Origin of the sequence: Streptomyces sp. NPDC001513, assembly GCF_042894695.1 — a bacterium.
Classification (GTDB): domain Bacteria; phylum Actinomycetota; class Actinomycetes; order Streptomycetales; family Streptomycetaceae; genus Streptomyces.
This window is the reverse complement of record NZ_JBIAVU010000013.1, coordinates 128,433-152,264: the sequence shown is the minus strand read 5'-3', so window position 1 is coordinate 152,264 and position 23,832 is coordinate 128,433. Positions and strand designations below refer to the sequence as shown.

The 23,832-nt window shown below is 73.9% G+C and carries 22 protein-coding genes; 13 read left to right on the top strand and 9 right to left on the bottom strand.

The window, feature by feature from the left end; genetic code table 11:
• Positions 1-134 precede the first annotated feature (134 nt).
• Both ACFYZ4_RS27865 and ACFYZ4_RS27860 read left to right on the top strand, forming a co-directional pair.
• A complete protein-coding gene (locus ACFYZ4_RS27865) occupies positions 135-722 on the top strand; it encodes a hypothetical protein (protein ID WP_351298773.1) in 588 nt (195 codons plus the stop codon).
• The gene (locus ACFYZ4_RS27860; protein ID WP_390785128.1) at positions 719-1,678 is read left to right on the top strand and encodes a nucleotidyl transferase AbiEii/AbiGii toxin family protein; all 960 of its coding nucleotides are present in this window, start codon (positions 719-721) and stop codon (positions 1,676-1,678) included. The genes ACFYZ4_RS27865 and ACFYZ4_RS27860 overlap by 4 nt, the downstream gene beginning before the upstream one ends.
• Here the strand turns inward: ACFYZ4_RS27860 and ACFYZ4_RS27855 are convergent.
• From ACFYZ4_RS27855 to ACFYZ4_RS27845, 3 genes are all read right to left on the bottom strand, one after another.
• Complete coding sequence (locus ACFYZ4_RS27855; RefSeq protein WP_384352009.1) at positions 1,675-3,750, bottom strand: molybdopterin oxidoreductase family protein; 2,076 nt, start codon at positions 3,748-3,750, stop codon at positions 1,675-1,677. The two genes, ACFYZ4_RS27860 and ACFYZ4_RS27855, sit on opposite strands and share 4 nt — an antisense overlap.
• 134 nt (positions 3,751-3,884) lie before the next feature.
• On the bottom strand, positions 3,885-4,655 hold the full coding sequence (locus tag ACFYZ4_RS27850; RefSeq protein WP_351298781.1) for a glucose 1-dehydrogenase: 771 nt from the start codon (positions 4,653-4,655) through the stop codon (positions 3,885-3,887).
• A gap of 77 nt (positions 4,656-4,732) precedes the next feature.
• Positions 4,733-5,440: an ElyC/SanA/YdcF family protein gene (locus ACFYZ4_RS27845; RefSeq protein ID WP_351298783.1), complete on the bottom strand. Its 708-nt coding sequence runs from the start codon at positions 5,438-5,440 to the stop codon at positions 4,733-4,735.
• A gap of 115 nt (positions 5,441-5,555) precedes the next feature.
• On the opposite strand from ACFYZ4_RS27845, the gene ACFYZ4_RS27840 reads away from it, so the two are divergent.
• The 4 genes from ACFYZ4_RS27840 (at position 5,556) to dnaG (ending at position 11,137) form a co-directional block, all read left to right on the top strand.
• Entirely contained in the window at positions 5,556-6,473 is a 918-nt protein-coding gene (locus ACFYZ4_RS27840) for a sirohydrochlorin chelatase (protein ID WP_390785127.1), read from the top strand.
• Between the two features lie 37 nt (positions 6,474-6,510).
• Positions 6,511-7,836 carry a deoxyguanosinetriphosphate triphosphohydrolase gene (locus ACFYZ4_RS27835; RefSeq protein ID WP_351298787.1) on the top strand — a complete coding sequence of 442 codons (1,326 nt, stop codon included), beginning with the start codon at positions 6,511-6,513 and terminating at the stop codon, positions 7,834-7,836.
• A 93-nt stretch (positions 7,837-7,929) separates the two neighbouring features.
• Positions 7,930-9,204, top strand: a complete 1,275-nt coding sequence (locus ACFYZ4_RS27830) for an FAD-dependent oxidoreductase (RefSeq protein ID WP_351298789.1) — start codon at positions 7,930-7,932, stop codon at positions 9,202-9,204.
• A 34-nt stretch (positions 9,205-9,238) separates the two neighbouring features.
• On the top strand, positions 9,239-11,137 hold the full coding sequence (dnaG, locus tag ACFYZ4_RS27825) for a DNA primase (RefSeq protein ID WP_351298792.1): 1,899 nt from the start codon (positions 9,239-9,241) through the stop codon (positions 11,135-11,137).
• A gap of 6 nt (positions 11,138-11,143) precedes the next feature.
• Here the strand turns inward: dnaG and ACFYZ4_RS27820 are convergent, their stop codons facing one another.
• Positions 11,144-11,623: a gamma-glutamylcyclotransferase family protein gene (locus ACFYZ4_RS27820; RefSeq protein WP_351298795.1), complete on the bottom strand. Its 480-nt coding sequence runs from the start codon at positions 11,621-11,623 to the stop codon at positions 11,144-11,146.
• Positions 11,624-11,788: 165 nt separating this feature from the next.
• On the opposite strand from ACFYZ4_RS27820, the gene ACFYZ4_RS27815 reads away from it, so the two are divergent.
• The 3 genes from ACFYZ4_RS27815 to ACFYZ4_RS27805 all read left to right on the top strand — a co-directional run bounded on the left by ACFYZ4_RS27815 (position 11,789) and on the right by ACFYZ4_RS27805 (position 13,920).
• Positions 11,789-12,559, top strand: a complete 771-nt coding sequence (locus tag ACFYZ4_RS27815) for a hypothetical protein (RefSeq protein ID WP_390785126.1) — start codon at positions 11,789-11,791, stop codon at positions 12,557-12,559.
• Positions 12,532-13,074, top strand: a complete 543-nt coding sequence (locus tag ACFYZ4_RS27810) for a hypothetical protein (protein ID WP_351298798.1) — start codon at positions 12,532-12,534, stop codon at positions 13,072-13,074. Before ACFYZ4_RS27815 ends, ACFYZ4_RS27810 begins: the two co-directional genes overlap by 28 nt.
• 129 nt (positions 13,075-13,203) lie before the next feature.
• Complete coding sequence (locus tag ACFYZ4_RS27805) at positions 13,204-13,920, top strand: class F sortase (RefSeq protein ID WP_390785125.1); 717 nt, start codon at positions 13,204-13,206, stop codon at positions 13,918-13,920.
• Positions 13,921-13,935: 15 nt separating this feature from the next.
• Here the strand turns inward: ACFYZ4_RS27805 and ACFYZ4_RS27800 are convergent, their stop codons facing one another.
• The 3 genes from ACFYZ4_RS27800 to ACFYZ4_RS27790 all read right to left on the bottom strand — a co-directional run bounded on the left by ACFYZ4_RS27800 (position 13,936) and on the right by ACFYZ4_RS27790 (position 16,407).
• A complete protein-coding gene (locus ACFYZ4_RS27800) occupies positions 13,936-14,712 on the bottom strand; it encodes a sulfite exporter TauE/SafE family protein (RefSeq protein WP_384350940.1) in 777 nt (258 codons plus the stop codon).
• Positions 14,713-14,748: 36 nt separating this feature from the next.
• Positions 14,749-15,030 (bottom strand): hypothetical protein, encoded by a 282-nt coding sequence (locus ACFYZ4_RS27795; protein ID WP_390785124.1) that lies wholly within the window; start codon positions 15,028-15,030, stop codon positions 14,749-14,751.
• 81 nt (positions 15,031-15,111) lie between these two features.
• Positions 15,112-16,407, bottom strand: coding sequence for a ferric reductase-like transmembrane domain-containing protein (locus ACFYZ4_RS27790; RefSeq protein ID WP_390785123.1), 1,296 nt, complete (start codon positions 16,405-16,407; stop codon positions 15,112-15,114).
• 157 nt (positions 16,408-16,564) lie between these two features.
• Here ACFYZ4_RS27790 and ACFYZ4_RS27785 point away from each other — a divergent pair, with 157 nt between their 5' ends.
• The 3 genes from ACFYZ4_RS27785 to nirD are packed head-to-tail and all read left to right on the top strand — an operon-like array spanning position 16,565 to position 20,716.
• The gene (locus ACFYZ4_RS27785) at positions 16,565-17,860 is read left to right on the top strand and encodes an NAD(P)/FAD-dependent oxidoreductase (protein WP_390785122.1); all 1,296 of its coding nucleotides are present in this window, start codon (positions 16,565-16,567) and stop codon (positions 17,858-17,860) included.
• 1 nt (position 17,861) lies between these two features.
• Positions 17,862-20,387, top strand: coding sequence for a nitrite reductase large subunit NirB (nirB, locus tag ACFYZ4_RS27780; protein ID WP_390785121.1), 2,526 nt, complete (start codon positions 17,862-17,864; stop codon positions 20,385-20,387).
• On the top strand, positions 20,384-20,716 hold the full coding sequence (nirD, locus tag ACFYZ4_RS27775) for a nitrite reductase small subunit NirD (RefSeq protein WP_030711012.1): 333 nt from the start codon (positions 20,384-20,386) through the stop codon (positions 20,714-20,716). The genes nirB and nirD overlap by 4 nt, the downstream gene beginning before the upstream one ends.
• Before the next feature lie 15 nt (positions 20,717-20,731).
• Here nirD and ACFYZ4_RS27770 read toward each other — a convergent pair whose 3' ends face one another.
• The gene (locus tag ACFYZ4_RS27770; RefSeq protein ID WP_390785120.1) at positions 20,732-21,163 is read right to left on the bottom strand and encodes a VOC family protein; all 432 of its coding nucleotides are present in this window, start codon (positions 21,161-21,163) and stop codon (positions 20,732-20,734) included.
• Between the two features lie 288 nt (positions 21,164-21,451).
• Between ACFYZ4_RS27770 and ACFYZ4_RS27765 the strand changes: the two genes are divergently transcribed.
• Positions 21,452-22,612, top strand: a complete 1,161-nt coding sequence (locus ACFYZ4_RS27765) for an alkaline phosphatase PhoX (RefSeq protein WP_351300360.1) — start codon at positions 21,452-21,454, stop codon at positions 22,610-22,612.
• Positions 22,613-22,788: 176 nt separating this feature from the next.
• Here the strand turns inward: ACFYZ4_RS27765 and ACFYZ4_RS27760 are convergent, their stop codons facing one another.
• Positions 22,789-23,787: a helix-turn-helix transcriptional regulator gene (locus ACFYZ4_RS27760; RefSeq protein WP_301371298.1), complete on the bottom strand. Its 999-nt coding sequence runs from the start codon at positions 23,785-23,787 to the stop codon at positions 22,789-22,791.
• Positions 23,788-23,832: the final 45 nt, after the last annotated feature.

Below are 23,832 nucleotides of genomic sequence, written 5' to 3'. Positions count from 1 at the left end.
TTCAGTGTGGGGTACGACACATCGCGGCCACGAGGGGCGTGCGAGCACTTTCTGAGTCCGGTGCGTGACCGGATGGTTACCCCCCGGCGAGAACCCCGATGCGGATCGGACGCATGTCCGAGATGATCGACTCCATGCATGAGTACGAAACCCACGTGACGGTGCGCTGCGCGGACGCGGCCGAGCTGGCGCGGCTCGACGCCTGGGCCGCCGCGCGGGAGTTGAAGGTGACCCACATCCGGCTGGCACGGGGGCGGATGGTGTCCCAGCCCATGCTGACCGTGCCGGACCGCACGAGTCACGAGCGGCTGGTGCCGCAGCTGCGGGCGGACGGCTTCGACCCGGTGCGGGTCAAGGTGGAGACGGTCCCCTGGACCACGGACTCCCCCGGCCCGGGCGGCGGCTACTTCGAGCACCACCTCCCGGTGCTGCTGCCCGCGGACTTCGACCGCCCGGCGCTGGAGGCCCTGGTGGTCCCGCACGGGGCGCACCTGTCGTGGAACGCGCGCCGGGTGGGGGGCGGGGGCTGGCACGTGCGGTTCGTGACGCAGCGGTGGCGCGGCGCCGCGGGGGCGGCCGGTGCGGGTGCGGCCTTCGACGCGCTGATCCGGGAGCTCGACTCGGCCGGGTACGAAACGGACACGGGGGAGCGGGAGTTCGTGCTGTACGACAGCGACCTGTCGGTGGACGACGGGTGGATCGACGAAGGGGTGACGGCATGACCGGGACGAGCGCGCAGGACGCGGCCAGGGCCGACTGGAGGCGGCGCCAGGTGGACCTGCCGCGTACCTCCACGGCCGGACTGGACGCGGCGGGGCCCGAGGCACGGGTCTTCGACCCGGCGCTGAAGCACTTCGCGGACGGCTACCGGATCACGGACGCGGCCGTGGACGACGCGCTGCGCCCCGCCTGGCGGGCCGCCCGCCGGACCGCGCTCGACGTGGTGGCGCGGGGCGTCGCCCGGTCGGGCTGGGCGGATTCGCTGGTACTGCGCGGCAGCATGCTCATGTCCGGATGGTTCGGGGCGGCGGCGCGGGAGCCGCACGACCTGGACTTCGTGGTGGTCCCCCAGGACTGGGCGATCGAGGAGCCGCGCACCGGGAAGCTGCTGGCGGCCGTGGCGGAGGCGGCCGAGCGGGCCGCCGACGAGCAGGGCGGGCTGGTGATCGCCGCGGGCGCGGCGGTGTCCGAGGACATCTGGACGTACGAGCGGGTCCCCGGGCGCCGTCTGGTGCTGCCCTGGTCGGCGCCGGGGCTGCCCGGTGGCCAGGTCCAGCTGGACTTCGTCTTCAACGAGCGGCTCCCGGCGGCGCCGGAGCCGGCCGATGTGGCGGGGGTGCGGCTGCGGGCGGCCACTGCGCAGCTGTCGCTGGCGTGGAAGCTGATCTGGCTGGCCACGGACATGTACCCGCAGGGCAAGGACCTCTACGACGCGGTGCTGCTCGCCGAGCACTGCACCGCGCCGTACGAGCTGGTCCACACGGTCTTCCGGGAGTCGGGCGAGTACTTCCCGCCGCAGGCGCCCGCGGACACCCCGCTGACCCTGGAGGCCTTCGCCGAGGTCAAGTGGGCCGACTGGGACACCTTCCGGGCCGACTACCCGGGGATCCCCGGCTCCGCCGAGTCCTACGCCGAACGGCTGCTGGCCGCCCTGGCTCCCACCTTCACGGGCCGCTAGGCCGGCTCGACGCGGACCGCGCAGACCTTGAACTCCGGCATCCGGGAGACCGGGTCGAGGGCCGGGTTGGTCAGGGTGTTGGCGCGGCCCTCGCCCGGCCAGTGGAAGGGCATGAAGACGGTGTCCGCGCGGATGGTGTCGGTGATCCGGGCCGGGGCCACCGCGCGGCCGCGGCGGGAGGTCACGGCGAGGGGGCTGCCGTCGACCGCACCGATGCGGGCGGCGAGGCGCGGGTGGAGTTCCACGAAGGGGCCGGGGGCGGCCGCGTTGAGCTCCTCCACCCGGCGGGTCTGGGCGCCGGACTGGTACTGGGCGACCACGCGCCCGGTGGTGAGCAGCACCGGGTACTCGGCGTCGGGGACCTCGTCGGCGTCGCGGTGGGAGACGGCGACGAAGCGGGCCCGGCCGTCGTCGGTGGCGAAGCGGTCCAGGAAGAGGCGCTCGGTGCCCGCGGAGCCCTCGGGGCAGGGCCAGAAGACGCCCTGTTCGGCCTCGATGCGGGCGTAGGTGATGCCCGAGTAGTCCGCCGGGCCGCCGGCGGAGGCGCGGCGCAGTTCCTCGAAGACCTCCTCCGGCGCGGTCGGGAAGCCCTTCTCGATGCCCAGGCGGGCGGCGAGTCCGTGCAGGACGTCGAGGTCGGAGCGGACGCCCGGGGGCGGGGTCAGGGCGCGGCGGCGGAGCAGGACGCGGCCTTCGAGGTTGGTGGTGGTGCCGGTCTCCTCGGCCCACTGGGTGACCGGGAGGACCACGTCGGCGAGGGCCGCCGTCTCGGAGAGGACGACGTCGGCGACCGCGAGGAAGTCCAGGGAGCGGATGCGGTCCTCGATGTGGGAGGCGCGGGGGGCCGAGACCACCGGGTTGGAGCCCATCAGGAGCAGGGCCCGGACGTCCGTGCCGAGGGCGTCGAGGAGTTCGTAGGCGCTGCGGCCGGGGCCGGGGAGGTCGTCGGGGTCGACGCCCCAGACCTCGGCGACGTGTGCGCGGGCCGCGGGGTCGGTGAGCTTGCGGTAGCCGGGGAGCTGGTCGGCCTTCTGGCCGTGCTCGCGGCCGCCCTGGCCGTTGCCCTGCCCGGTGAGGCAGCCGTAGCCGGAGAGCGGCCGGCCGGCGCGGCCGGTGGCCAGGCAGAGGTTGATCCACGCGCCGACGGTGTCGGTGCCCTTGGACTGCTGCTCGGGGCCGCGGGCGGTGAGGACCATGGCGGATTCGGGGGCGCAGAACAGGGCGACGGCCTCGCGGAGCTTGGGCACGGGGACGCCGGTGATGCGTTCCACCAGCTCGGGCCAGTGGGCCATGGCGGCCGCCCGGGCCTCCTCCCAGCCGGTGGTGCGGGCGGCGATGAACTCCTCGTCCGTCCGCCCTTGCGCGACGACCAGGTGCAGCAGACCGAGGGCGAGCGCGAGGTCGGTGCCCGGGCGGGGCGCGAGGTGCAGGTCGGCCTGGTCGGCGGTGCGGGTGCGGCGCGGGTCGATGACGATCAGGGTGCCGCCGTTGGCCTTGAGTTCCGTGAGGTAGCGCAGGGCGGGCGGCATGGTCTCGGCCAGGTTCGAGCCGACGAGGATCACGCAGCCGGTGCGCGGGATGTCCTCCAGCGGGAAGGGCAGCCCGCGGTCGAGCCCGAAGGCCCGCTGGTGCGCGGCGGCGGCCGAGGACATGCAGAACCGGCCGTTGTAGTCGATCTGCGAGGTGCGCAGGGCGACGCGGGCGAACTTGCCGAGCGCGTACGCCTTCTCGTTGGTGAGCCCGCCGCCGCCGAAGACGCCGACCGCGTCCGGACCGTACGCGCGGCCCGTGCGGGCGAGGCCCTCGGCGACGGCGTCGAGGGCCTCCTCCCAGGTGGCCGGCTCCAGCCGCCCGGCGTGGGTGCGGACGAGCGGGCCGGTCAGGCGCACCCGGGAGGAGAGCACGGCGGGGGCGGTGCGGCCCTTGCCGCACAGTGCGCCCCGGTTCACGGGGAAGTCGGCCCGTTCCTCCACCGTCACGCCCGCGCCGCCCTGCCCGGGGCGCAGGTTCATCCCGCACTGCAGGGCGCAGTAGGGGCAGTGCGTGGCGGTGGCCGGCTCCGAGGTGTGCATGCGACCAGGCTGCGCCGCCGGTGTTACGCGGACCGCAGCCCCGCGTTACGGGCCGGGATGCTCTGCCTCAGCGCGGCCCGGCGGCGCCGGTGAGGAGGCTGCGGCCGGCACGGCGCCTGGCCCGGCGGGCGGGGCTACTGGCCCGTCAGGTACTTCACCGTCAGGCCCGCGGTCCAGCCGCCGTCCACCGCCAGCTCGGCGCCCGTCATGTAGCCGGCGGCGTCCGAGAGGAGGAAGGCGACGGCGGCGGCGATCTCCTCGGGGACGCCGACGCGGCCCAGCGGGGCGCCGGGGTAGTTGCCCTCGCCCGCCCGGATGCCGACGGGTGCGGTCATCGGGGTCAGCGTCATGCCGGGGTGGACGGAGTTCACGCGGATGCCCGCCTCGGCGAGCTCGACCGCGCCGATCTTCGACAGGCCGCGCACGCCCCACTTGGAGGCCCCGTAGCCGGCGGTGAGGGCGAGGCCGGTCAGGCCGGCGGCGGAGGAGATGTTGACGATGGAGCCGCCGCCGTTCGCGCGCAGCAGCGGGATGGCGGTCTTGATGCCGATGAACACGCCGACCAGGTTGATCTCGACGACCTGGCGGAAGTGCTCGACGCTCTCGTGTTCCAGGAACTGGCCGGTGGCTATGCCCGCGTTGTTCACCAGGCCGTCGATGCGGCCGAACTCGGCGACCGCGTACTCCAGCGCCGCCTGCCAGTCGGCCTCGCTGGTCACGTCGTGCCGCAGGAAGCGGGCGGCGTCGCCGAGCTTCGCGGCCGTCTCGGCGCCCTCCGTCTCCAGGACATCGGTGATCAGCACCTTGCCGCCGCCGTCCACGACGGTTTGCGCGGCCGCGGCGCCCAGGCCGCGGGCTCCGCCGGTGATGACGACGACCTTGTCGCTGAGATCCACAACAGCCACGGTTCCACACCCCTGATGCTCGAACGGACGGACCGGACCGGCTCCCGTATATGACTATTCGAAATAGCCGGTGCGCGTCAGTCTGCCAGAGCGGCCAGGGCCCGCGACACCCCCTCCTCCTTCGGTCCGAGGAACCGCGGGGCCGGCTTGAGGGCCGCGTCCAGCGCCGCCTTGCCGGCCGCGAAGACCTCGCGGGTCTCGCCGTAGTACCAGGTGGCGTCGTGCACGTCGGCGACCCCGACGCCGTACGAGTCCAGGCCCGCCGCCTGGCAGAGGGCGACGGCCCGGCGGATGTGGAAGCCCTGGGTGACCAGCACGGCCCGCTCGACCCCGAAGATCTTCTTGGCCCGCACGCAGGAGTCCCAGGTGTCGAAGCCGGCGTAGTCGCTGACGATCTGCGTGTCCGGCACCCCCTTCCCCGTGAGGTACGTGCGCATCGCGTTCGGCTCGTCGTACTCGGTGCGGCTGTTGTCCCCGGTGACCAGTACGACCTTGACCTTGCCGGTGCGGTACAGCTCGGCGGCGGCGTCGAGCCGGTCGGCCAGGTAGGGGGTGGGCCGGCTGCCCAGCAGGCCCGCCCCGAACACCACGGCCACCTCGGAGGCCGGCGCGTCGGCCGTGGTGTGCAGCCGGTCCGCGGCCACCGCGTGCATCCACGCCGAGGGCAGCAGGGCCAGCACGCAGCCCGCCATGACGGTCTGCACCGCACGCCTCCGGACCCGTACGGTGCGCAGCGCGGCCGCCGTCCGGCTCCACGTGACTCTCGGCAGGCGCGGTCCGCGCATCATCCATCCCCTGGTGTCTCGACTACGGGTCCCCTGGTCAGGACGTCGCCGGGGGCCGCTTGGTTCGCCGGCCCGCCCCGGCGCGGGCACACCCGACAGTCGCGCGGACGGTCCTGTGAGGACCCGGCAAAGACCCGTCACCCCTGCGCAACGCACCGGCAATGTCCGGCGCGCAGGATCGGTTCATGACGGAGCCGGTGCACCCTCCCGAGTTTCCCGCCCTCCCCTTCGACAGTGCGGCCGAGCTCCTCGGCCGCATCACCCTCCAGCTGGGCACGCAGCTCAGCGGCCTGCGCCGACCCGGAGTCCGCCCATGCAGCCCACCCTCGTCGCCGTGGCCCACGGCAGTCGCGACCCGCGCGCCCTGCACACCGCCCTCGCCCTCCTCGAACGGGTCCGCGAGCTCCGCCCCCGGCTCGACGTCCGGCTCGGCCACATCGAGCTGAACGAACCGCTGCTCGGCTCCGTCCTCGGGGAGCTGCGCGGTGCGGCGGTGCTCGTCCCGCTGCTGCTCGGCCGGGGGTACCACGTCAAGCGCGACCTCCCCGCGGCCGCCGCCCGGGCCGCGCACCTGCGCACCCGCGTCGCCGCCCCGCTGGGCCCGCATCCGCTGCTCGTCGAGGCCCTGTACGAGCGCCTCGTGGAGGCCGGCTGGAGCGCCGGCACCGCCGTCGTGCTCGCCGCCGCCGGTTCCCGCGACCCCGATTCGGCGGCCGACACCCGCCGCACCGCGGACCTGCTCGCCGAACGCCTCGGCGGCGTCCCGGTGGTCCCGGCCTACGCCTCCGCCGCCGCGCCGAACGCCCCCGAGGCGGTCCGTGCGCTGGCCGCCCGCGGCCACCACCGGATCGCCGTGGCCTCGTACTTCGCCGCTCCCGGCCGGTTCTCCGCGCAGACCGCCGCGGCGGCCCCCGCGCTCGCCGCCGCCCCGCTGGGCGACCATCCGGCGCTGGCCCGCCTGTTGCTGCACCGCTACGACGAGGCCCGCGCGCGCCCCGCCCGGCCCGTGCGGCCGGAACTCGTCTCCGCCTGATCCCGGTTTGTCAGTCATTCCGGTTACCGTCTCTTCCATGGAAGGCACCGCGCACGCCCCCGCAGACCACCACGACGACCCCTACGACGCGTCCGACACCGAGCGCTGGGCCGCCGAGCCCGACAAACGGCCCGGCCGGACCGCCTTCCAGCGCGACCGCGCCCGTGTGCTGCACTCCGCCGCGCTGCGCCGCCTCGCCGGGAAGACCCAGGTCGTCACGCCGGGCACGCGCTCGTACGACTGGGACGCGAGTCCCCGTACCCGCCTCACCCACTCCCTGGAGTGCGCCCAGGTCGGGCGGGAGCTCGGGCTCGCGCTCGGCTGTGACCCCGACCTGGTCGAGGCCGCGTGCCTCTCGCACGACATGGGCCACCCGCCCTTCGGCCACAACGGCGAGGAGGCGCTCAACGAGTTCGCCAAGGACTGCGGGGGCTTCGAGGGCAACGCCCAGTCGCTGCGCCTGCTGACCCGGCTGGAGCCCAAGCGGTTCGTGCCCGACCCGGCGAGCGGCGAGCTCGTCAGCGTCGGCCTCAACCTCACCCGGGCCTGCCTGGACGCCGCCACCAAGTACCCGTGGGCCCGCGGGGACCACCCCACCGACCCCGGCTCGGTGAAGTTCGGGGCGTACGAGGACGACCTGCCGGTCTTCGAGTGGCTGCGCCGCGGCGCACCCGCGGACCGCAAGTGCTTCGAGGCGCAGGTCATGGACTGGGCCGACGACGTCGCGTACTCCGTCCACGACTTCGAGGACGGCCTGCACGCCGGCCACCTCGATCCCAACCTCCTCTTCGCCGAGCCCGAGCGCACCGCGATCTGGCGGGTGGCCATCGGCCGTTACGTGCCCGCCGACACCGAGCCGGAGGAGCTGCGGGCCGCCCTGGACCGCCTGATGGAGGAGGAGTGGTGGCCGCACGGGTACGACGGTTCGGCCGTCGCCCAGGCCCGGCTGAAGGACGCGACGAGCCAGCTGATCGGCCGGTTCTGCCTGGCCGCCGAGGGCGCCACGCGGGAGGCGTACGGTTCCGGCCGCCTCACCCGGTACGGCGCCGAGCTGGTGGTCCCGCGCGAGGCGCGCAACGAGTGCGCGGTGCTCAAGGCGGTCGCCGACCTGTACGTCATGCAGCGCGACGAGCAGGAGCGGATCCGCGCCGACCAGCGCATCGTCCTGGCCGAACTCGCGGAGGCGCTCAGCGCCCGGGCCCCCGAGGGGCTGGACCCGCAGTTCCGGGCGATCTTCGACGCCGCCCCCGACGACAGGGCCAGGAAACGGGCGGTCATCGACCAGATCGCGTGTCTGACCGACGCAGCCGCCCGTTCCCTGCACACACGTCTCACGCGGCGCACCCGACGCGCCGATGGGTGAGCCGATCGCGCCACTCCCCCTTCACGCGGCAGGCTCAGTGCGGGACGCTCGCATGTGGTCGCATGTGGCGGAGAGGTTATGAGGAGGCATCAGGTGGTCGACGCACACCGGACATTCGTCATCGTCGGCGCAGGGCTCGCCGGGGCAAAGGCGGCCGAAGCGCTGAGGTCCGAGGGGTTCACGGGGCGGGTGATCCTGATCGGCGACGAGCGCGACCATCCGTACGAGCGGCCCCCGCTGTCCAAGGGCTACCTGATGGGCAAGGAGGACCGCGAGAGCGTCTTCGTCCACGAGCCGTCCTGGTACGCGGCCTCCGACATCGAGCTGCACCTCGGCCAGCCGGCGGTCCAGCTCGACCGGGAAGCCAAGAAGGTGGTCCTCGGCGACGGCACGGCCCTGCACTACGACAAGCTGCTGCTGGCCACCGGCGCCGAACCGCGCCGCCTGGACATCCCCGGCACGGGTCTCGCCGGGGTGCACCACCTGCGGCGCCTCGCGCACGCCGAGCGGCTGAAGGGGGTCCTCGCCGGACTCGGCCGGGACAACGGCCACCTGCTCATCGCGGGCGCCGGATGGATCGGCCTGGAGGTCGCCGCCGCGGCCCGCGGGTACGGCGCGGAGGTCACCGTCGTCGAGCCGGAGGCCACGCCGCTGCACTCGGTGCTCGGCCCGGAGATCGGCCGGCTCTTCGGCGACCTGCACAGCGATCACGGGGTGCGGTTCCACTTCGGGGCGCGGCTGACGGAGATCGTGGGTCACGACGGCATGGTGCTGGCCGCCCGTACGGACGACGGGGAGGAGCACCCGGCGCACGCGGTGCTCGCCGCGATCGGGGCCGCGCCGCGGACGGCGCTCGCCGAGACCTCCGGGCTGGCCCTGGTCGACCGGGAGCACGGCGGCGGCATCGCCGTGGACGAGTCCCTGCGCACCTCCGACCCGGACGTCTACGCGGTCGGGGACGTGGCCGCCGCCCACCACCCGGTGCTCGGGACCCGGCTGCGCGTCGAGCACTGGGCCAACGCGCTGAACGGCGGTCCGGCCGCCGCGCGGGCGATGCTGGGCCGGGACGTCAGCTACGACCGGGTGCCGTACTTCTTCTCCGACCAGTACGACGTGGGGCTGGAGTACTCCGGCTACGCGCCGCCCGGGGGCTACGACCAGGTGCTGATCCGCGGGGACGCGGGCAAGCGGGAGTTCATCGCCTTCTGGCTCTCCGAGGGGCGGGTGCTGGCCGGGATGAACGTGAACGTGTGGGACGTCACCGACCAGATCCAGGCCCTGATCAGGTCGAAGGCGCCGGTGGACCGCGAGGCCCTCGCGGATCCGTCTGTTCCGCTTGAGTCGCTGGTCACGGCGGAGGGTGCCTGACAGGTTTGCCCGCGCCCGGCCGTAGACTTCACGGGTGGCTGGACGGATCAATGACGACGACGTGAAGGCGGTACGGGACGCGGTCCCGATCGACGCCGTCGTCTCCGAATACCTCCAGCTGCGCAACGCGGGCGGCGGCAACCTCAAGGGCCTGTGCCCCTTCCACGACGAGAAGTCCCCGTCCTTCCAGGTCAGTCCCAGCAAGGGCCTGTACCACTGCTTCGGCTGCCAGGCGGGCGGGGACACCCTCGACTTCGTCATGAAGATCGACCACCTCTCCTTCTCGGAGGCGGTCGAGCGCCTGGCCGGCCTGGCCGGCATCACCCTGCGGTACGAGGAGGGCGGCTACACCTCCGGCACCAGCGGCCGCGGTGACCGCATCCGGCTGGTCGAGGCGCACAAGGCCGCCGCCCAGTTCTACGTCGACCAGCTCGGCAGCCCCGAGGCGGAGATCGGCCGCAAGTTCCTGGCGGAGCGCGGCTTCGACCAGGCCGCGGCCACCCACTTCAGCGTGGGCTACAGCCCGGCCGGCTGGGACCACCTGACCCGCTTCCTTCGCGGCAAGGGCTTCACCGACAAGGAACTGATCACCTCCGGGCTCTCCCAGGACAGCCGCAGCGGCAAGCCCATCGACCGCTTCCGCGGCCGGCTGATGTGGCCGATCCGCGACATCAGCGGCGAGGTCGTCGGCTTCGGCGCGCGCAAGCTGCGCGACGACGACAACGGCCCCAAGTACCTGAACACCCCCGAGACGGCGATCTACAAGAAGTCCCAGGTGCTCTACGGCATCGACCTGGCCAAGAAGGAGATCGCGAAGACCTCCCGCGCGGTCGTCGTCGAGGGCTACACCGACGTGATGGCCTGCCACCTCGCCGGCGTCACCACCGCCATCGCCACCTGCGGCACCGCCTTCGGCGGGGACCACATCAAGATCCTGCGCCGGCTGCTCATGGACAACGCGACCGCCGAGGTGATCTTCACCTTCGACGGCGACGCGGCGGGCCAGAAGGCGGCGCTGCGCGCCTTCGAGGACGACCAGAAGTTCGCCGCCGAGACCTCCATCACCATCGCCCCGGGCGGGATGGACCCCTGTGACCTGCGGCTCGCCCAGGGCGACGCGGCCGTCTCGGGGCTGGTCGAGTCCCGCACCCCGCTGTTCGAGTTCGCGCTGCGGCACATCGTCTCCCGGCACAACCTGGAGAACCCGGCGGGCCGCGCCGCCGCGCTGGCCGAGGCCGCGCCGGTCGTCGCGAGCATCAAGGACCTCTCGATCCAGCACGAGTCGGCGGTCCAGCTGGCGGGGATGCTGGGCATCCTCGACGAGCCGTTCGTCGTCAAGCGGGTCGCGCAGCTGGCGCGGTGGGCGCGCGAGCGCGGCAACCAGCCGCAGCAGCAGGGCCGGGGCCGCTCCCAGGAGCCGGCCCCCGCCGCGCCCTCGCCGGTCGGCGGCGGACCCGCCCTGAACCTGCGCAGCCCCGCCCACCGCACCGAGCGGGAACTGCTCAAGCTGGCGCTCCAGCGGCCCGCGCTGGTCTCCCCCGCGTTCGACGCGTACGGGATCGACGAGTTCACCGCCCCGCCGTACGCCGCGGTCCGCCAGGCCATCCAGGACGCGGGCGGCGCCTCGCAGGCCGCCGACGACTACCTGGCGCGCGTCCGCGAAGCCGCCCCGAACGACACCGTCCGCGCGATGGTCACGGAGCTGGCGGTGGAGGCCATCCACGCCAAGACGGTGGACGAGATCTACGCCGGGGTCCAGCTGGTCCAGGTCCGCCTGCGCGCCGTCGACCGCCGGGTCCTGGAGATCCAGGGCGCCATGACCCGCCTGAGCCCCCAGGCCCCGCCGGAACAGCACGCGGCGGTCCAGGAGGAGCTGTGGGTGCTCCAGCAGTACGGCCAGCGCCTGCGCAACCGCGGCGCCGAAGGCCTCTGACCTCCGCTAGGCCGTCTCGGCCGTCTCTTTCGCGGCCGGGCCGCGGCGCCTGAACCAGTCGCCGCCCGGTATCTCGGTTCCCGATTCCCGCAGGTCGCGGGCGAGCAGCGGGGCCGCCAGGTAGACCCAGGCGCGGACCGGGCTGCCGTCGGGGCGCAGGGCCCGGCGGGCGATCCGGTCGTAGACGTTCCCCGGCCGGTCCGGGCCCCCGTACTCCTCCAGCACGTCCAGCGCGGCCAGCAGCTCCCCGTACGCGCCCGGCGCCGCCGTGATCAGCTCGCCGACGACGGCCGAGCCGGGCCGGTGCACCGCGTACGGGTAGCCGGGGCCGTCGTAGAGCACCGCGTCGGGGAGGGTGGCGGGCTCCTCCGAGGCGGTGCGGCCGCGCAGGAACAGGCCGTGGTTGACCTCGCCGGGACGCAGGGTCCCGTAGACGAAGAACGGGAGCGGGGCGGTCGGGTCTTGTGGCCGTTCGACCGATGTCACGGGGCCCTCCCTCGGGGTAAGGCGCAGCGTCCGCCGGCCGGGCCGAAAGTCCCGACTTCCCTGCGCCCCACCACCGTACGCACCGCTGTTGCACCACCTCCCGGTGCCCGTGACCCCTGCCGTCCAGCGTCGGTCTCCTCCCCTCCCCCTCACGGTTCTGCGTCCATGACACCTTCGTCCCGCCGCCTGCTCGCCGCCCTCCTGTGCGCCGTCGGCTGCTCGCTCGTCGCCGTCACGATCGGGATCCTGATCCGCGGGGCCCGCGTCCGCCAGATCGGCGACGCGGCCCGCGCGAGCGCCACCGCCCGGCTGATCGGCGTACGGAGGGTGTACGAGCTGACGGGCCGGGTCGACTGCCGGCAACTGCCGGCCCCGCTGCGCGCGGAGGCCCTCGCCGGGCAGCGCAGCACCTACCTCGACCTGTCCGGCCCCGACCCGGTGGTCTGGGCCGCCCGGCCGGCCGGCGGCGAGCACGTGCTGTCCGTACGCCTGTCGCCGGCCGACGACCGCGCCGAGCTCGCCGAACCGGACCGGCAGCCGGTGGCGTACGGGGTCTCGGTCGTGGCGCTCGCGGCGATGGGCGGGGCGCTGCCGGCCAGCCGGCTGAGCCGGGACCTGCGGACGGCGGCGGAGACGGCCCGCGAACCCGCCGCCCTCGGGTGCCTCGGCGACGGTGGCGCTCCCGCCGGCCTGACCGGCGCCCGCGCGGGGCGGCCTTCGGCATCGGGAGTCACCCGGACGGCGCGGACCGCACGGACGGCCCGGATGGCGGCACGAGCGGCCTTGACCTGCGGATACGGCTCGCGCGTGGGCCGCGTACGGGCACATCTGACGGGACATCAGCAGGCGCGCGGCGGGCGGGGCCGGTTATCTCGGAAGCACGACCCCGTGTCTTCAGGAGAGTCCCCATGCGCCGACGTACCGCACACGTGCTGACCGCGACCGCGCTGACCGCCGCCGCGTTCACCGGGCCGGTCGCCGGTGCGGTCGCCGCCGCGGACCTCGGCATGGTGGGCTTCGCGCCCGGGGACTTCGCCCGGCTGGAGGTGTGGCCCAAGTCCGCCGCCCCCGCCGCCACCGTGACCGTGAACACCACCGCCTGCGGGTCCGGCAGCCACGCCGAGGGCGATGCCACCACGGTCGGCGGCGGCCGGTTCAAGCTGGTCCCGGGCACCCACAAGGAGGTGGTCGTGGGGCAGTTCCAGGTGGCCCACGGCACCCGGCCCGGCACCTACGGCATCGGCGCGACCTGCGCGAACGGCAAGTTCGCCACCGGCGACCTGGTCGTCACCGAACGTGGCCCGCAGGGCCACGTCAACACCGGGGTGGGCGGTGGCACGACCACCACCACCGACCCCGCCAAGATCGCGGTGGGAGCTGCCGTACTGGCCGCTGCCGCCGTCGGCGGTACCTGGCTCCTGCGTCGCCGGGCGAGCGGCACGCGGAGCTGACGGACGCCCACCGCGGCTCCGGCCGCGGTCCGACCGGTACCGTCCCCGTCGCCCGCCCCCGCGAGGTCCCCCCGTTCGCGGGGCCGGGCGACGGCCAGTCACCCCGAAACGAAAGCCGAGGGGGTACGCATGGGTGGCGAATTCGCTGGGGTCCGGGGCTCCGACCGGCAGCCCTGGCCCCCGCCCGGCGACCGCCCCGGATCTGCCGCGCGCCTCCCGGCCCGGGGCATCCGCCCGACCGCCCGGCACGGGGGACTCGTCGCGCTCGCCGCCTGCATCGGCATCTGGCTCGTCACCAGCGGTTCCCGGGAGCCGGTCGGACCGCCGCTGCCCTCCCCCGCCGAGGCCCTATCCGCGGCCGGCGTCCTGGGCCCGGGCATCGCCCCGCTCCCCGGGTCCCCGCCGGGCAGGATCCGGATCCCCGCCATCCATGTCGACGCCCCGCTGACCGGACTGGGTCTGGAGCGGGACGGGAGCCTCGAAGTGCCCCCGCCGGACCGGCGCGACCTGGCCGGCTGGTACCGCGAGGGCACCACCCCGGGCGCCACCGGCACGGCCGTCGTCGCCGGGCACGTGGACGACGCCGCCGGACCGGGGGTCTTCTACCACCTGGGCGCGCTGCGCCGGGGGGCCGCGATCGAGATCCCGCGCGCGGACGGCCGTACGGCGGTGTTCACGGTCCACGCGGTCGAGGTCTACGACGCCAAGGCCTTCCCGGACACCCGCGTGTACGGCCCTTCGGCGCGGGCCGAGCTGCGGGTGATCACCTGCGGCGGCGGCTTCTCGCCGCGCACCGGCTACCGCGGCAACGTGGTCGTCTTCGCGCACCTCACCGGGACGTACTGAGCACCGGTCATCCGGTCATCCCCACTGTTCGAAGCCGAGCTTGACCACGAGCGCGCCCACCACCGTGAGCAGGACGCCGCGGACGAAGCCGCTGCCCTTCTTGAGCGCCATGCGGGCGCCGATCATGCCGCCGGCCAGGTTGAAGACCGCCATGAGCGCGGCGAGCTGCCACAGCACCATGCCCTGGTAGGCGAACATCGCGAGCGCCCCCGCGTTGGTGCAGCAGTTGACGATCTTGGCGGTGGCGGAGGCGGTCACCAGGTCGAGGTGGAGCAGCGCCGTGAGCGCGAGCACCAGGAAGGTGCCGGTGCCGGGCCCGATGAGGCCGTCGTAGAAGCCGATGCCGAGGCCGGCGAGCGCGATGGCGAGGAGCACCCGCTGCCGGCTGACGGGCGCGGTCGAGGGGGCGGTGCCGAAGCCCGGCTTGAAGATCACGACGCCCGCCACGATCACGAGCACGCCCATGATCAGCGGCCGCAGCGCGTCCTTGCTGATGCCGCCGGCGAGCGCGGCGCCGCCCATCGAGCCGACGAGCGCGGCCAGGCCGATGCGGACGGCGAGCTTCACGTCCACCGGGGCCTTGCGGACGTAGGTGACCGCGGCGCCCGCCGTTCCGACGATGGCCACGGCCTTGTTGGTGCCGAGGACGGTGGCCGGGTGGGCTTGGGGCAGGCCCAGCAGGAGTGCGGGCAGGAGCAGCAGGCCGCCGCCGCCCACCACGGCGTCGATCCAGCCGGCCGCCGCCGCTGCCACGCACAGGACGATGATCATGGTCGTTGATATGTCAGGCACGACATGACCTTATGGAGCTGTCAGGTGCAGGGACCATCAATCCCCGGAAACTTGCGCAAAGGTTGAGCTTTGCCGGGCCGCCGCCCGGTCCGGAGCCACCGGGGCCGCCGGGTCCACCACCGCCGTGAGCACGCTCGCGGCCAGCACACTGGCCGCCCCCAGCCCCGCCGCCAGGCGCCGCGCGGGCGGTACGGAGGCCAGCGCGGCCAGCCCGGCCCGCACCACCGAGGGCCCGCGCGGCTTGCGGTGCCGGGCCGCGGCCGGAGCGGCCTTGGACCCGACGGGTACGGACAGGGCGACGTGCAGCGGGTGACGCATGGGGTGGTGACTCCTCGGGGAACGCCGGACGGAAGGGGAAACCCCGGATCGGAAGCGGATCGGAAGCGGATCGGAACCGGATCAGAAGCTGAAGCACTCGGAATGGATGCGTCCGGCCGGCACCCCGGCCCGCAACAGCGCCGCCCGGGTCGCCTCGGCCATCCCCGGCGGCCCGCACAGGTACACGTCGTGCTCGGTCAGGTCCGGCACCAGCCCGGCCAGCGCCTGCGGCGCCAGCGGATCGTACGCGGCGCCCGAAGGCCCCAGCAGGTAGTGCAGCCCCGCCTGCCGTTCGGCCGCGATCCTCTCCAGCTCGCCGCGCAGGACGAGGTGCTCCTCGGCCCCGGCCCGGTAGAGCAGGGTGATGTCCCCGGGACCGCCGGGCAGCGTCTCGAACAGGGCCCGCATCGGGGTGATCCCGACCCCGCCCGCGATCAGCAGCACCTTGGGCCGGGTCCGCCGGGCGGCGGTGAGCGCCCCGAACGGCCCGGTGGCCAGCACCCGCGTGCCGGGGCGCAGCCGGCGGATCCGGCGGGAGTGGCCGCCGAGCCCCTTGACGGTGATCCGCAGGGCGTTCCCGCGGACCGGCGCGGACAGCGAGAACGGCAGGGCGGTGTGCCACAGCCGCCGCTGGAGGAACCGCCAGCGCAGGAACTGGCCCGGCTCCGCGCGCAGTTCCGCGAGGTGCTCCCCGTACATGACGACGGAGACCACCCCGGGCCCCTCCACCCGCACGTCCGCGACCCGCAGCGCGTGCCGCAGGGCCTGCCGTACGGGAACCACCGCGCGGTACCAGACCAGCAGGACGGCGACCACGGTGTGGGCGAGCGCCCAGAACCAGGCGGCCGCGGCGAGATCGGGCCCGGCGAGCTGGTGGCCGAAGGCGAGGGCGGCGGCGAGGTAGACCAGCAGGTGCACCCCGCGCCAGGTTTCGTGGGGCACCCGGCGGCGTACCGCCCGGGCGGAGGTCACGCCGACCGCGGCCAGGAGGACGGTCCCGGCCGCGGCGGCGGCGAGCGCGGGGTAGCCGAGCAGCTCCCGGACGGCGGAGACCACGTCGACGCCCTCGTGCACGGCGTATCCGAGCAGGGCGAAGAGCCCGTGCCCGAAGCAGAGGAGGAGCACGTACCGGCCGCCGAAGGCGTGCCAGCGGGCGAGCCGGTCCGCGCCGACCCCGTGCTCGACGGCGGGCACCCGGGCCATCAGGAACAGCAGCACGAGCACCCCGTAGCCGGCGAGCAGGCCGGTCAGGTGCGCGGCGGTGGCGAACAGCGCGTCGGGCCGCGCGGAGGGCCGCACCTGCGCCGCCCAGAGCAGGGTCACCACCCCCGCCCCGCCCAGCATCCCGCCCCTGACCAGCACCACCGCATCTCGCATACGGAGCACGCTAAGGGCCCGGACGGCCGCCCTGATGATCCTTAAGTCGGCCTTGAGGAAGGCCTCACCGACCCTTAACCCGGGCGCTGAGGTCGGCGTTCCGTCCGGGTAACAGGGGCGATGCGGCGGGGAAACAGCGGCCGCGCACGCTCGTGCCATGACCTCGAACCAGCGTGTGGTGGTGATCGGCGGCGGCCTCGCGGGCCTGCGACTGGCCGCGCGGCTGACCGGTGGGGCGACGGTGACCGTCCTCGGCGAGGAACCGCACGTCCCCTACAACCGGGTCCTGCTCGCGGAGGTCCTGGCCGGCCGGTACGCACCGGAGGTCACCGCCCTCCCGGCACCCGGCCCGGCGCTGCGCCGGGGCGTGCGCGCGGTACGGATCGACCGCGCGGACCGGACCGTACGGTGCGACGACGGCACGGTGGCGGAGTACGACACGCTGGTGCTGGCCACGGGCTCGAACGCGGTGCTCCCGCCGCTGCGCGGGCTGTTCGAGCCCGAGGGGCGGGACCTCCCGGACGGGGTCCACGCGTTCCGCACGATGGACGACTGCCTGGCCCTCTCGGCGGCCGTACGCCCCGGGGTGCGGGCGGTGGTGATCGGCGGCGGCCTGCTGGGCGTCTCCGCGGCCCGTGCGCTCGCCGCGCGGGGGGCGGTGGTGGTCCTGGCCCAGCAGGGCGAGCGCCTGATGGAACGCCAGCTGGACACCGAGGCCTCGGCCCTGCTGGCCGCGCACCTGACCTCACTCGGCGTGGAGATCCACACGGAATGCCGCGTCCGCGGCCTGGTCACATCTGCGGCTCCGCCGCGCGATCCAGCCCCTCCGGCGTTTGAGGAGCGGGGTCCGGGGCGGAGCCCCGGCAACGGCGCCGCGCCCGGGCAGCGGCGGGTCACCGGGGTCGAACTCGCCGACGGCTACCGCCTGGAGGCCGATCTCGTCGTGCTCGCCTGCGGCGTCCGCCCCCGCACGGGCCTCGCCAAGGCCGCCGGCCTGGAGACCCGCCGGGGGATCGTGGTCGACGACCACCTCCGCACCAGCGACCGCCGCATCCACGCCATCGGCGACTGCGCCGAGCACGCCGGCCAGGTGTACGGCCTGGCCGGCCCCGCCCTGGAGCAGGCCGACGCCCTCGCCGCGGTCCTCACCGGAACCCCCGCGCGCTACACCGGCACCCGCGCCCTCACCCGCCTCACCCTCGGCGGAGCCGAGACCGGCTCCCTGGACCTCGCCGCCTTCGGCGAGACCACCCCCCGCCCAGGCGACGACGTGGTCCGCCTCGCCGACGCCACCCGCCGGACCTACCGCAAGGTCGTCGTCCGCGACGACCGGCTCGTCGGCGGGGTCCTGCTCGGCGAGCTCTCCACCGTGGGCGCCCTCGCCCGCACCTGGGAGGGCGGCGAGTCCCCGCACGACCTGTTCCACCTGCTCACCGACGACGGAGGCCACTGAGATGACCGAGCCCCTGCCCACGATCGTGCTCATCGGGCACGGCATGGTCGGCCAGCGCTACCTCGAAGCGCTCGCCGAGCGCGGGGTCACCGCCACGCACCGGATCACCGTGCTCTGCGAGGAGCCCCGACCCGCCTACGACCGCGTGCACCTGACCTCGTACTTCTCCGGCAGCACCGCCGAGGACCTGTCCATGACCCCCGCCGGGTTCATGGACGAGCACGGCATCGCCCTCCACCTCGGCGACCCCGCCGAACACATCGACCGGGCCGCCCGCACCGTCACCTCCCGCTCGGGGCGGGTGTTCCCGTACGACGTGCTGGTCCTGGCCACCGGCAGCTATCCCTTCGTGCCGCCCGTCCCCGGCAAGGACGCCCCCGGCTGCTTCGTCTACCGCACGATCGAGGACCTCCTCGCGATCGAGGAGTACGCCAAGAGCCGGACCAGTGGCGCGGTCGTCGGCGGCGGGCTGCTCGGGCTGGAGGCGGCCGGCGCCCTCCAGGGGCTCGGCCTCACCACCCGCATCGTCGAGTTCGCCCCACGCCTGATGCCCGTCCAGGTCGACGACGGCGGCGGCGCGGCCCTGCTGCGCACCATCGAGTCGATGGGTCTGACCGTCCACACCGGCGTCGGCACCCAGGAGGTGGTGACCGGCGAGGACGGCCACGTCAGCGGGATGCGGCTGTCCGACGGCTCCACCGTCGACGCCGACCTCGTCGTCTTCTCCGCGGGCGTCCGCCCCCGCGACCAGCTGGCCCGCGATGCCGGGCTGGACGTCGGCGAGCGCGGGGGCATCGCGGTCGACGCCCGCTGCCGCACCTCCGATCCGCACGTCTACGCCATCGGCGAGTGCGCCCTCGCCGTGGACGGCCGGGTCTACGGGCTGATCGCCCCCGGCTACGAGATGGCCGAGACGGCCGCCGAGGACCTGCTGGGCCGCGAGAAGGAGTTCACCGGGGCCGACCTCTCCACCAAGCTCAAACTGCTGGGCGTGGACGTGGCCTCCTTCGGCGACGCCCACGGCACCGCCCCCGGCAGCCTCGACGTCATCTGGTCGGACTCCCGTTCCGGCGTCTACAAGAAGCTGGTCGTCTCCCCCGACGGGGTCCTGCTCGGCGGTGTCCTGGTCGGTGACGCCGACGCGTACGGCCTGCTGCGCCCGCTCACCGGCAGCGTCCCGCCCGTCGCCCCCGAGCAGCTGGTGCTGCCCGCCGGGGTGGGCGCGCCGGTCGCGCTCGGCCCGTCCTCGCTGCCCGACCACGCCGTGATCTGCTCCTGCCACAACGTCACGAAGAAGGCCATCGCCGCCTGCGCCACCCTCGCCGAGGTCAAGAAGTGCACCAAGGCGGGCACCGGCTGCGGCAGTTGCGTCAAGGTGATCGGCCAGCTGCTGCCGGCCGCCGCCGACAAGGGGCTGTGCGGCTGCTTCCCGTACACCCGCTCCGAGCTGTACGAGATCGTCCGCACCCGGCGGCTGGCCTCGTACGAGCAGCTCCTCGACGGCCACGGCCGCCCGGAGGCCCGCGGCGGCGACGGCTGCGAGGTCTGCAAGCCCACCGTCGGCTCGATCATCGCCTCGCTCGCCCCGGCCCTCGGCGCCAGCGGCTACGTCCTGGACGGGGAGCAGGCCGCCCTCCAGGACACCAACGACCACTTCCTGGCGAACATGCAGCGCAACGGCTCGTACTCGGTCGTCCCGCGCATCCCGGGCGGTGAGATCACCCCCGACAAGCTGATCGTGATCGGCGAGGTGGCCCGCGACTTCGGCCTCTACACGAAGATCACCGGCGGGCAGCGGATCGACCTCTTCGGCGCGAGCGTGGACCAGCTCCCGCGGATCTGGGCCCGGCTCGTCGACGCCGGCTTCGAGTCCGGGCACGCGTACGGGAAGGCGCTGCGGACGGTGAAGTCCTGCGTGGGGCAGACCTGGTGCCGCTACGGGGTCCAGGACAGCGTCAGGATGGCCATCGACCTGGAGCTGCGCTACCGCGGGCTGCGCGCCCCGCACAAGCTGAAGTCGGCGGTGTCCGGCTGCGCCCGCGAGTGCGCGGAGGCACAGAGCAAGGACTTCGGGGTCATCGCGACGGCGAGTGGGTGGAACCTGTACGTCGGCGGCAACGGCGGGGCCACCCCGCGCCACGCCGACCTCCTGGCCCAGGACCTGTCTGACGCGGAACTGGTCCGGCTGATCGACCGGTTCCTGATGTTCTACATCCGCACCGCCGACCGGCTGGAGCGCACCTCCACCTGGCTGGAGCGGCTGGAGGGGGGCCTGGCGCACCTGCGGGACGTCATCGTGCACGACTCGCTCGGGCTGTGCGCGGAGCTGGAGTCCCTGATGGCCGACCACGTGGCGCACTACCGGGACGAGTGGGCCGAGACGCTCCAGGACCCGGAGCGGCTGCGCCGGTTCGTGTCCTTCGTGAACGCGCCCGGCGCCCCCGACCCGACCGTGAGGTTCGTCCCCGAGCGCGACCAGGTCAAGCCCGACCTGGCCGTCCTGACCATAGGAGGTGCCGTCCGATGACCGTGGAACTGCAAGTGGCGCAGGGCTGGCTGACGGTGTGCGAACTGTCCTCGCTGGTCCCCGGGCGCGGGGTCGCGGCCCTGCTGCCCGACGGGAGCCAGGCCGCCGTGTTCGTCGACCGTGCGGGGCGCCCGTACGCGATCGGCAACCAGGACCCCTTCACCGGGGCGCACGTGCTCTCGCGCGGGCTGGTGGGGGCCGTGGCGGGCCGGCCCTTCGTGGCCTCGCCCCTGCTGAAGCAGCGCTTCGACCTGGAGTCGGGGCGCTGCCTGGACGACGAGGAGGTGGCGGTCCGGACCTACCCGGTGCGGACCGCCGCGACCTCGTGATCACCAGGCGGACGGTCAGCCCTGGTCCTGGCCCTGGTCCTGGCCCTGGATGATGGCCGGGTCCATCCACATGATCTCCCAGGTGTGGCCGTCGAGGTCGTCGAAGGCGCGGCCGTACATGACGCCGTGGTCCTGGGCGGGGCGGGGTTCGGTGGCGCCGGCCGCCAGGGCCCCGTCCACCAGCTCGTCGACGGCGGTGCGGCTGGGGGCGCTCAGACAGAGCAGCACCTCGGAGGTCTTCGTCGCGTCCGCGATCTCCTTGTGGGTGAAGTCCTTGTAGCGGTCCTCGGTCAGGAGCATCGCGACGATGGTGTCGCTGATGACCATCGAGGCGCAGTTCTCGTCGGTGAACTGGGCGTTGAAGGTGTAGCCCAGCTTGCCCCAGAAGGTCTTGCTGGCCTCCAGGTCCTTGACCGGCAGGTTGACGAAGATCATGGTGGCGGACATCGGGGTCCCTCTTCTCTCGGGTGCGGCGCGCGGTGCGTGCTGCTCGGTGCTTTCGGGAGGTAGACCGCGGGGCCCGGAGAAACTCATCGCTCCCCGCGAAGTTTTTTTTCGTACGCCCACCACGGCACGGGCACGGCACGCCATGGCACGTCCGGGGGATTGAACGTCGAGCGGTCGCTCGTGCGTCATGAGGAGTTGGCGCCCCGGCAACGGGCGCCTCCTAGGTTCCTCGACGCGTGCGACCCCGCGCTCGACCGGGTGCGGGGCCTTCCTCCCACAGGAGTGACCGTGGAACGTCGTACCTTCCTGCGCGGCGCCGTCATCGGCTCGTCGGCCGCCGCCTTCGGCGGCACGTTGATGCACGGGGCCGCCTACGCGGCGCCCGCCCAGCCCGGGGCCGGACCCTACGGGGCGCTCGGCGCGGCGGACGCCAACGGCATCATGCTCCCCAGCGGCTTCACCAGCCGGGTGATCGCCCGCTCCGGCCAGACCGTCGGCGGCACCTCGTACACCTGGCACAGCGCCCCGGACGGCGGCGCGTGTTTCGCCGACGGCTCGGGCTGGATCTACGTGTCCAACTCGGAGATCAACCCCTCCGGCGGGGCGAGCGCGGTGAAGTTCAACTCCGCCGGCACCGTCACCGGCGCCTACCGGATCCTCTCCAACACCCGGCAGAACTGCGCGGGCGGCAAGACCCCGTGGAACACCTGGCTGTCCTGCGAGGAGGTCGACCGCGGCTTCGTCTACGAGACCGACCCGTACGGCGTGAACGCGTCCGTGCAGCGTCCCGCCATGGGCCGCTTCAAGCACGAGGCGGCCGCCGCCGACCCGGTGCGCCAGGTGATCTACCTGACCGAGGACGAGACGAGCGGCTGCTTCTACCGGTTCATCCCGACCACCTGGGGCAACCTCTCCTCCGGCACCCTCCAGGTCCTCAAGGCCGGCACCGCCACCTCGGGCTCCTTCACCTGGGCCAACGTCCCCGACCCGGACGGCTCCCCGACCGCGACCCGCAGCCAGGTGTCCGGCTCGAAGAAGTTCAACGGCGGCGAGGGCTGCCACTACGCCAACAACACGGTCTGGTTCACCACCAAGGGCGACAACCGCGTCTGGCAGCTCAACCTCACCAACAACACGTACGAGCTGGCCTACGACGACTCCCTCGTCCCCGGCGGCGCGGCCCCGCTGACGGGCGTCGACAACGTCACCGGGTCCTCGTTCGGCGACCTGTACGTCGCCGAGGACGGCGGCAACATGGAGATCTGCGTGATCACCCCGGACGACGTGGTGGCCCCCTTCCTGCGGATCACGGGCCAGTCCTCCTCGGAGATCACCGGCCCGGCCTTCTCCCCGGCCGGCAACCGCCTCTACTTCTCCAGCCAGCGCGGCACCACCGGCAGCTCCTCCGCCGGCATCACCTACGAGGTCACAGGCCCCTTCCGCCTCTAGCCTCGCCGCACCATTCAGCCCCGGACCCCGCCCCCTCCAGCCCCGCCGCACCACTCCAGCCTCGCCGGCGTTTGAGGCGCGGGGGCTCGGGGGCAGCGCCCCCGCAACGGACCGGCACCCGCACAACCGGCCGCACCCCCACGGGCAACCCCGCAGGGGTGCGGCGGCGGCCACCGTCACGAAGCCACGGCCCCGCCCTTCAACAGGGCGGCCCCGAGCGGCGTCACGGTATGCAGCACCGCGTTCCCCCGCCGCAACGTGGTCACCAGCCCCGCCTCCCGCATCACACACGCGTGCTGACTCGCCGACGCCAGCGAGACCCCGGCCCGGCGGGCCAGCTCACTGGTGGTCGCCCCGTCCCCTATGGCCCGCAGCACCACCGACCGCGTGTGCCCCACCAGCTTGCCCAGGGTGCGCTGGCGCTGCTCCTCCACGGGCCGCGCCGCCTCACCCCCCGCCGGCGCCGAGGCCAACTGCGCCGCCGCCGGATAGACCAGCACCGGCGGCAGCTCCGGATCGTGCAGGGTCACCGCGGTGCGCCGGCAGAAGAAGGACGGCTGGAGCAGCAGCCCGCGCCCCCGCAGCCGTACGTCCCGGTCCACCGGGTAGTCGCACTCCAGCACCGGCGCCCGCCAGCGCAGCATCGGCGGCAGCGAGTCCAGCAGCTCGTCCGCGCCCCCGTCCAGCAGGGCCCGGCCGCGCGCGGCCCGCTCGGCCTCGATCTGGGCCTGGATGTGCGTCCAGTACGGCTCCACGGCGGCCCGGTGGTACGCGCGGAGCTCGCCCATGAGCCGCGGCAGCTGCTTGTCACCGCCGTCCATGAACTCCCGTAGCCGGGGCGTCATCGGCGCCCCGGCGGCCAGCAGCTGGAGCTCGCGCCGCATGCGCTCGGGACGGATCCCGCGCAGCGCGTCGAGGCCCACGTCCCACCCGTACTGCCCCTCCACAGGGGTCAGGAAATCGGGAAAATAACCACGGCTCGGTATGAGCATACCGAGCGTGCGTGTTTCACTATTCAACCTGCTCCGGGTTTCCGTACGCCATTCACCGAACAACCGGGCATCGCGCCGGTCTCTTAAGCGGTGAAAGCTGAGAATCGTTTCCCACAACGCATCGGGACGCCCTGCCATCCGTACGCGTGCCAGGTCCACTCCAGTGAAATGGATACGCAGCACCGAACCCCCACCTGTGCAACCGCAATCCCCCCGCCCCATGAGTAT

Bases quoted from the DNA above. Each gene is read 5' to 3' on its own strand.
- ACFYZ4_RS27860 (WP_390785128.1), top strand. From the start codon at position 719: ATGACCGGGACGAGCGCGCAGGACGCGGCCAGGGCCGACTGGAGGCGG.
- ACFYZ4_RS27815 (WP_390785126.1), top strand. From the start codon at position 11,789: ATGACACCTTCGTCCCGCCGCCTGCTCGCCGCCCTCCTGTGCGCCGTC.
- ACFYZ4_RS27790 (WP_390785123.1), bottom strand. From the start codon at position 16,407: ATGCGAGATGCGGTGGTGCTGGTCAGGGGCGGGATGCTGGGCGGGGCG.
- nirB (WP_390785121.1), top strand. From the start codon at position 17,862: ATGACCGAGCCCCTGCCCACGATCGTGCTCATCGGGCACGGCATGGTC.
- ACFYZ4_RS27810 (WP_351298798.1), top strand. From the start codon at position 12,532: ATGCGCCGACGTACCGCACACGTGCTGACCGCGACCGCGCTGACCGCC.
- nirD (WP_030711012.1), top strand. From the start codon at position 20,384: ATGACCGTGGAACTGCAAGTGGCGCAGGGCTGGCTGACGGTGTGCGAA.
- ACFYZ4_RS27865 (WP_351298773.1), top strand. From the start codon at position 135: ATGCATGAGTACGAAACCCACGTGACGGTGCGCTGCGCGGACGCGGCC.
- ACFYZ4_RS27785 (WP_390785122.1), top strand. From the start codon at position 16,565: ATGACCTCGAACCAGCGTGTGGTGGTGATCGGCGGCGGCCTCGCGGGC.
- ACFYZ4_RS27845 (WP_351298783.1), bottom strand. From the start codon at position 5,440: ATGCGCGGACCGCGCCTGCCGAGAGTCACGTGGAGCCGGACGGCGGCC.
- ACFYZ4_RS27770 (WP_390785120.1), bottom strand. From the start codon at position 21,163: ATGTCCGCCACCATGATCTTCGTCAACCTGCCGGTCAAGGACCTGGAG.
- ACFYZ4_RS27835 (WP_351298787.1), top strand. From the start codon at position 6,511: ATGGAAGGCACCGCGCACGCCCCCGCAGACCACCACGACGACCCCTAC.
- ACFYZ4_RS27805 (WP_390785125.1), top strand. From the start codon at position 13,204: ATGGGTGGCGAATTCGCTGGGGTCCGGGGCTCCGACCGGCAGCCCTGG.
- ACFYZ4_RS27795 (WP_390785124.1), bottom strand. From the start codon at position 15,030: ATGCGTCACCCGCTGCACGTCGCCCTGTCCGTACCCGTCGGGTCCAAG.
- ACFYZ4_RS27855 (WP_384352009.1), bottom strand. From the start codon at position 3,750: ATGCACACCTCGGAGCCGGCCACCGCCACGCACTGCCCCTACTGCGCC.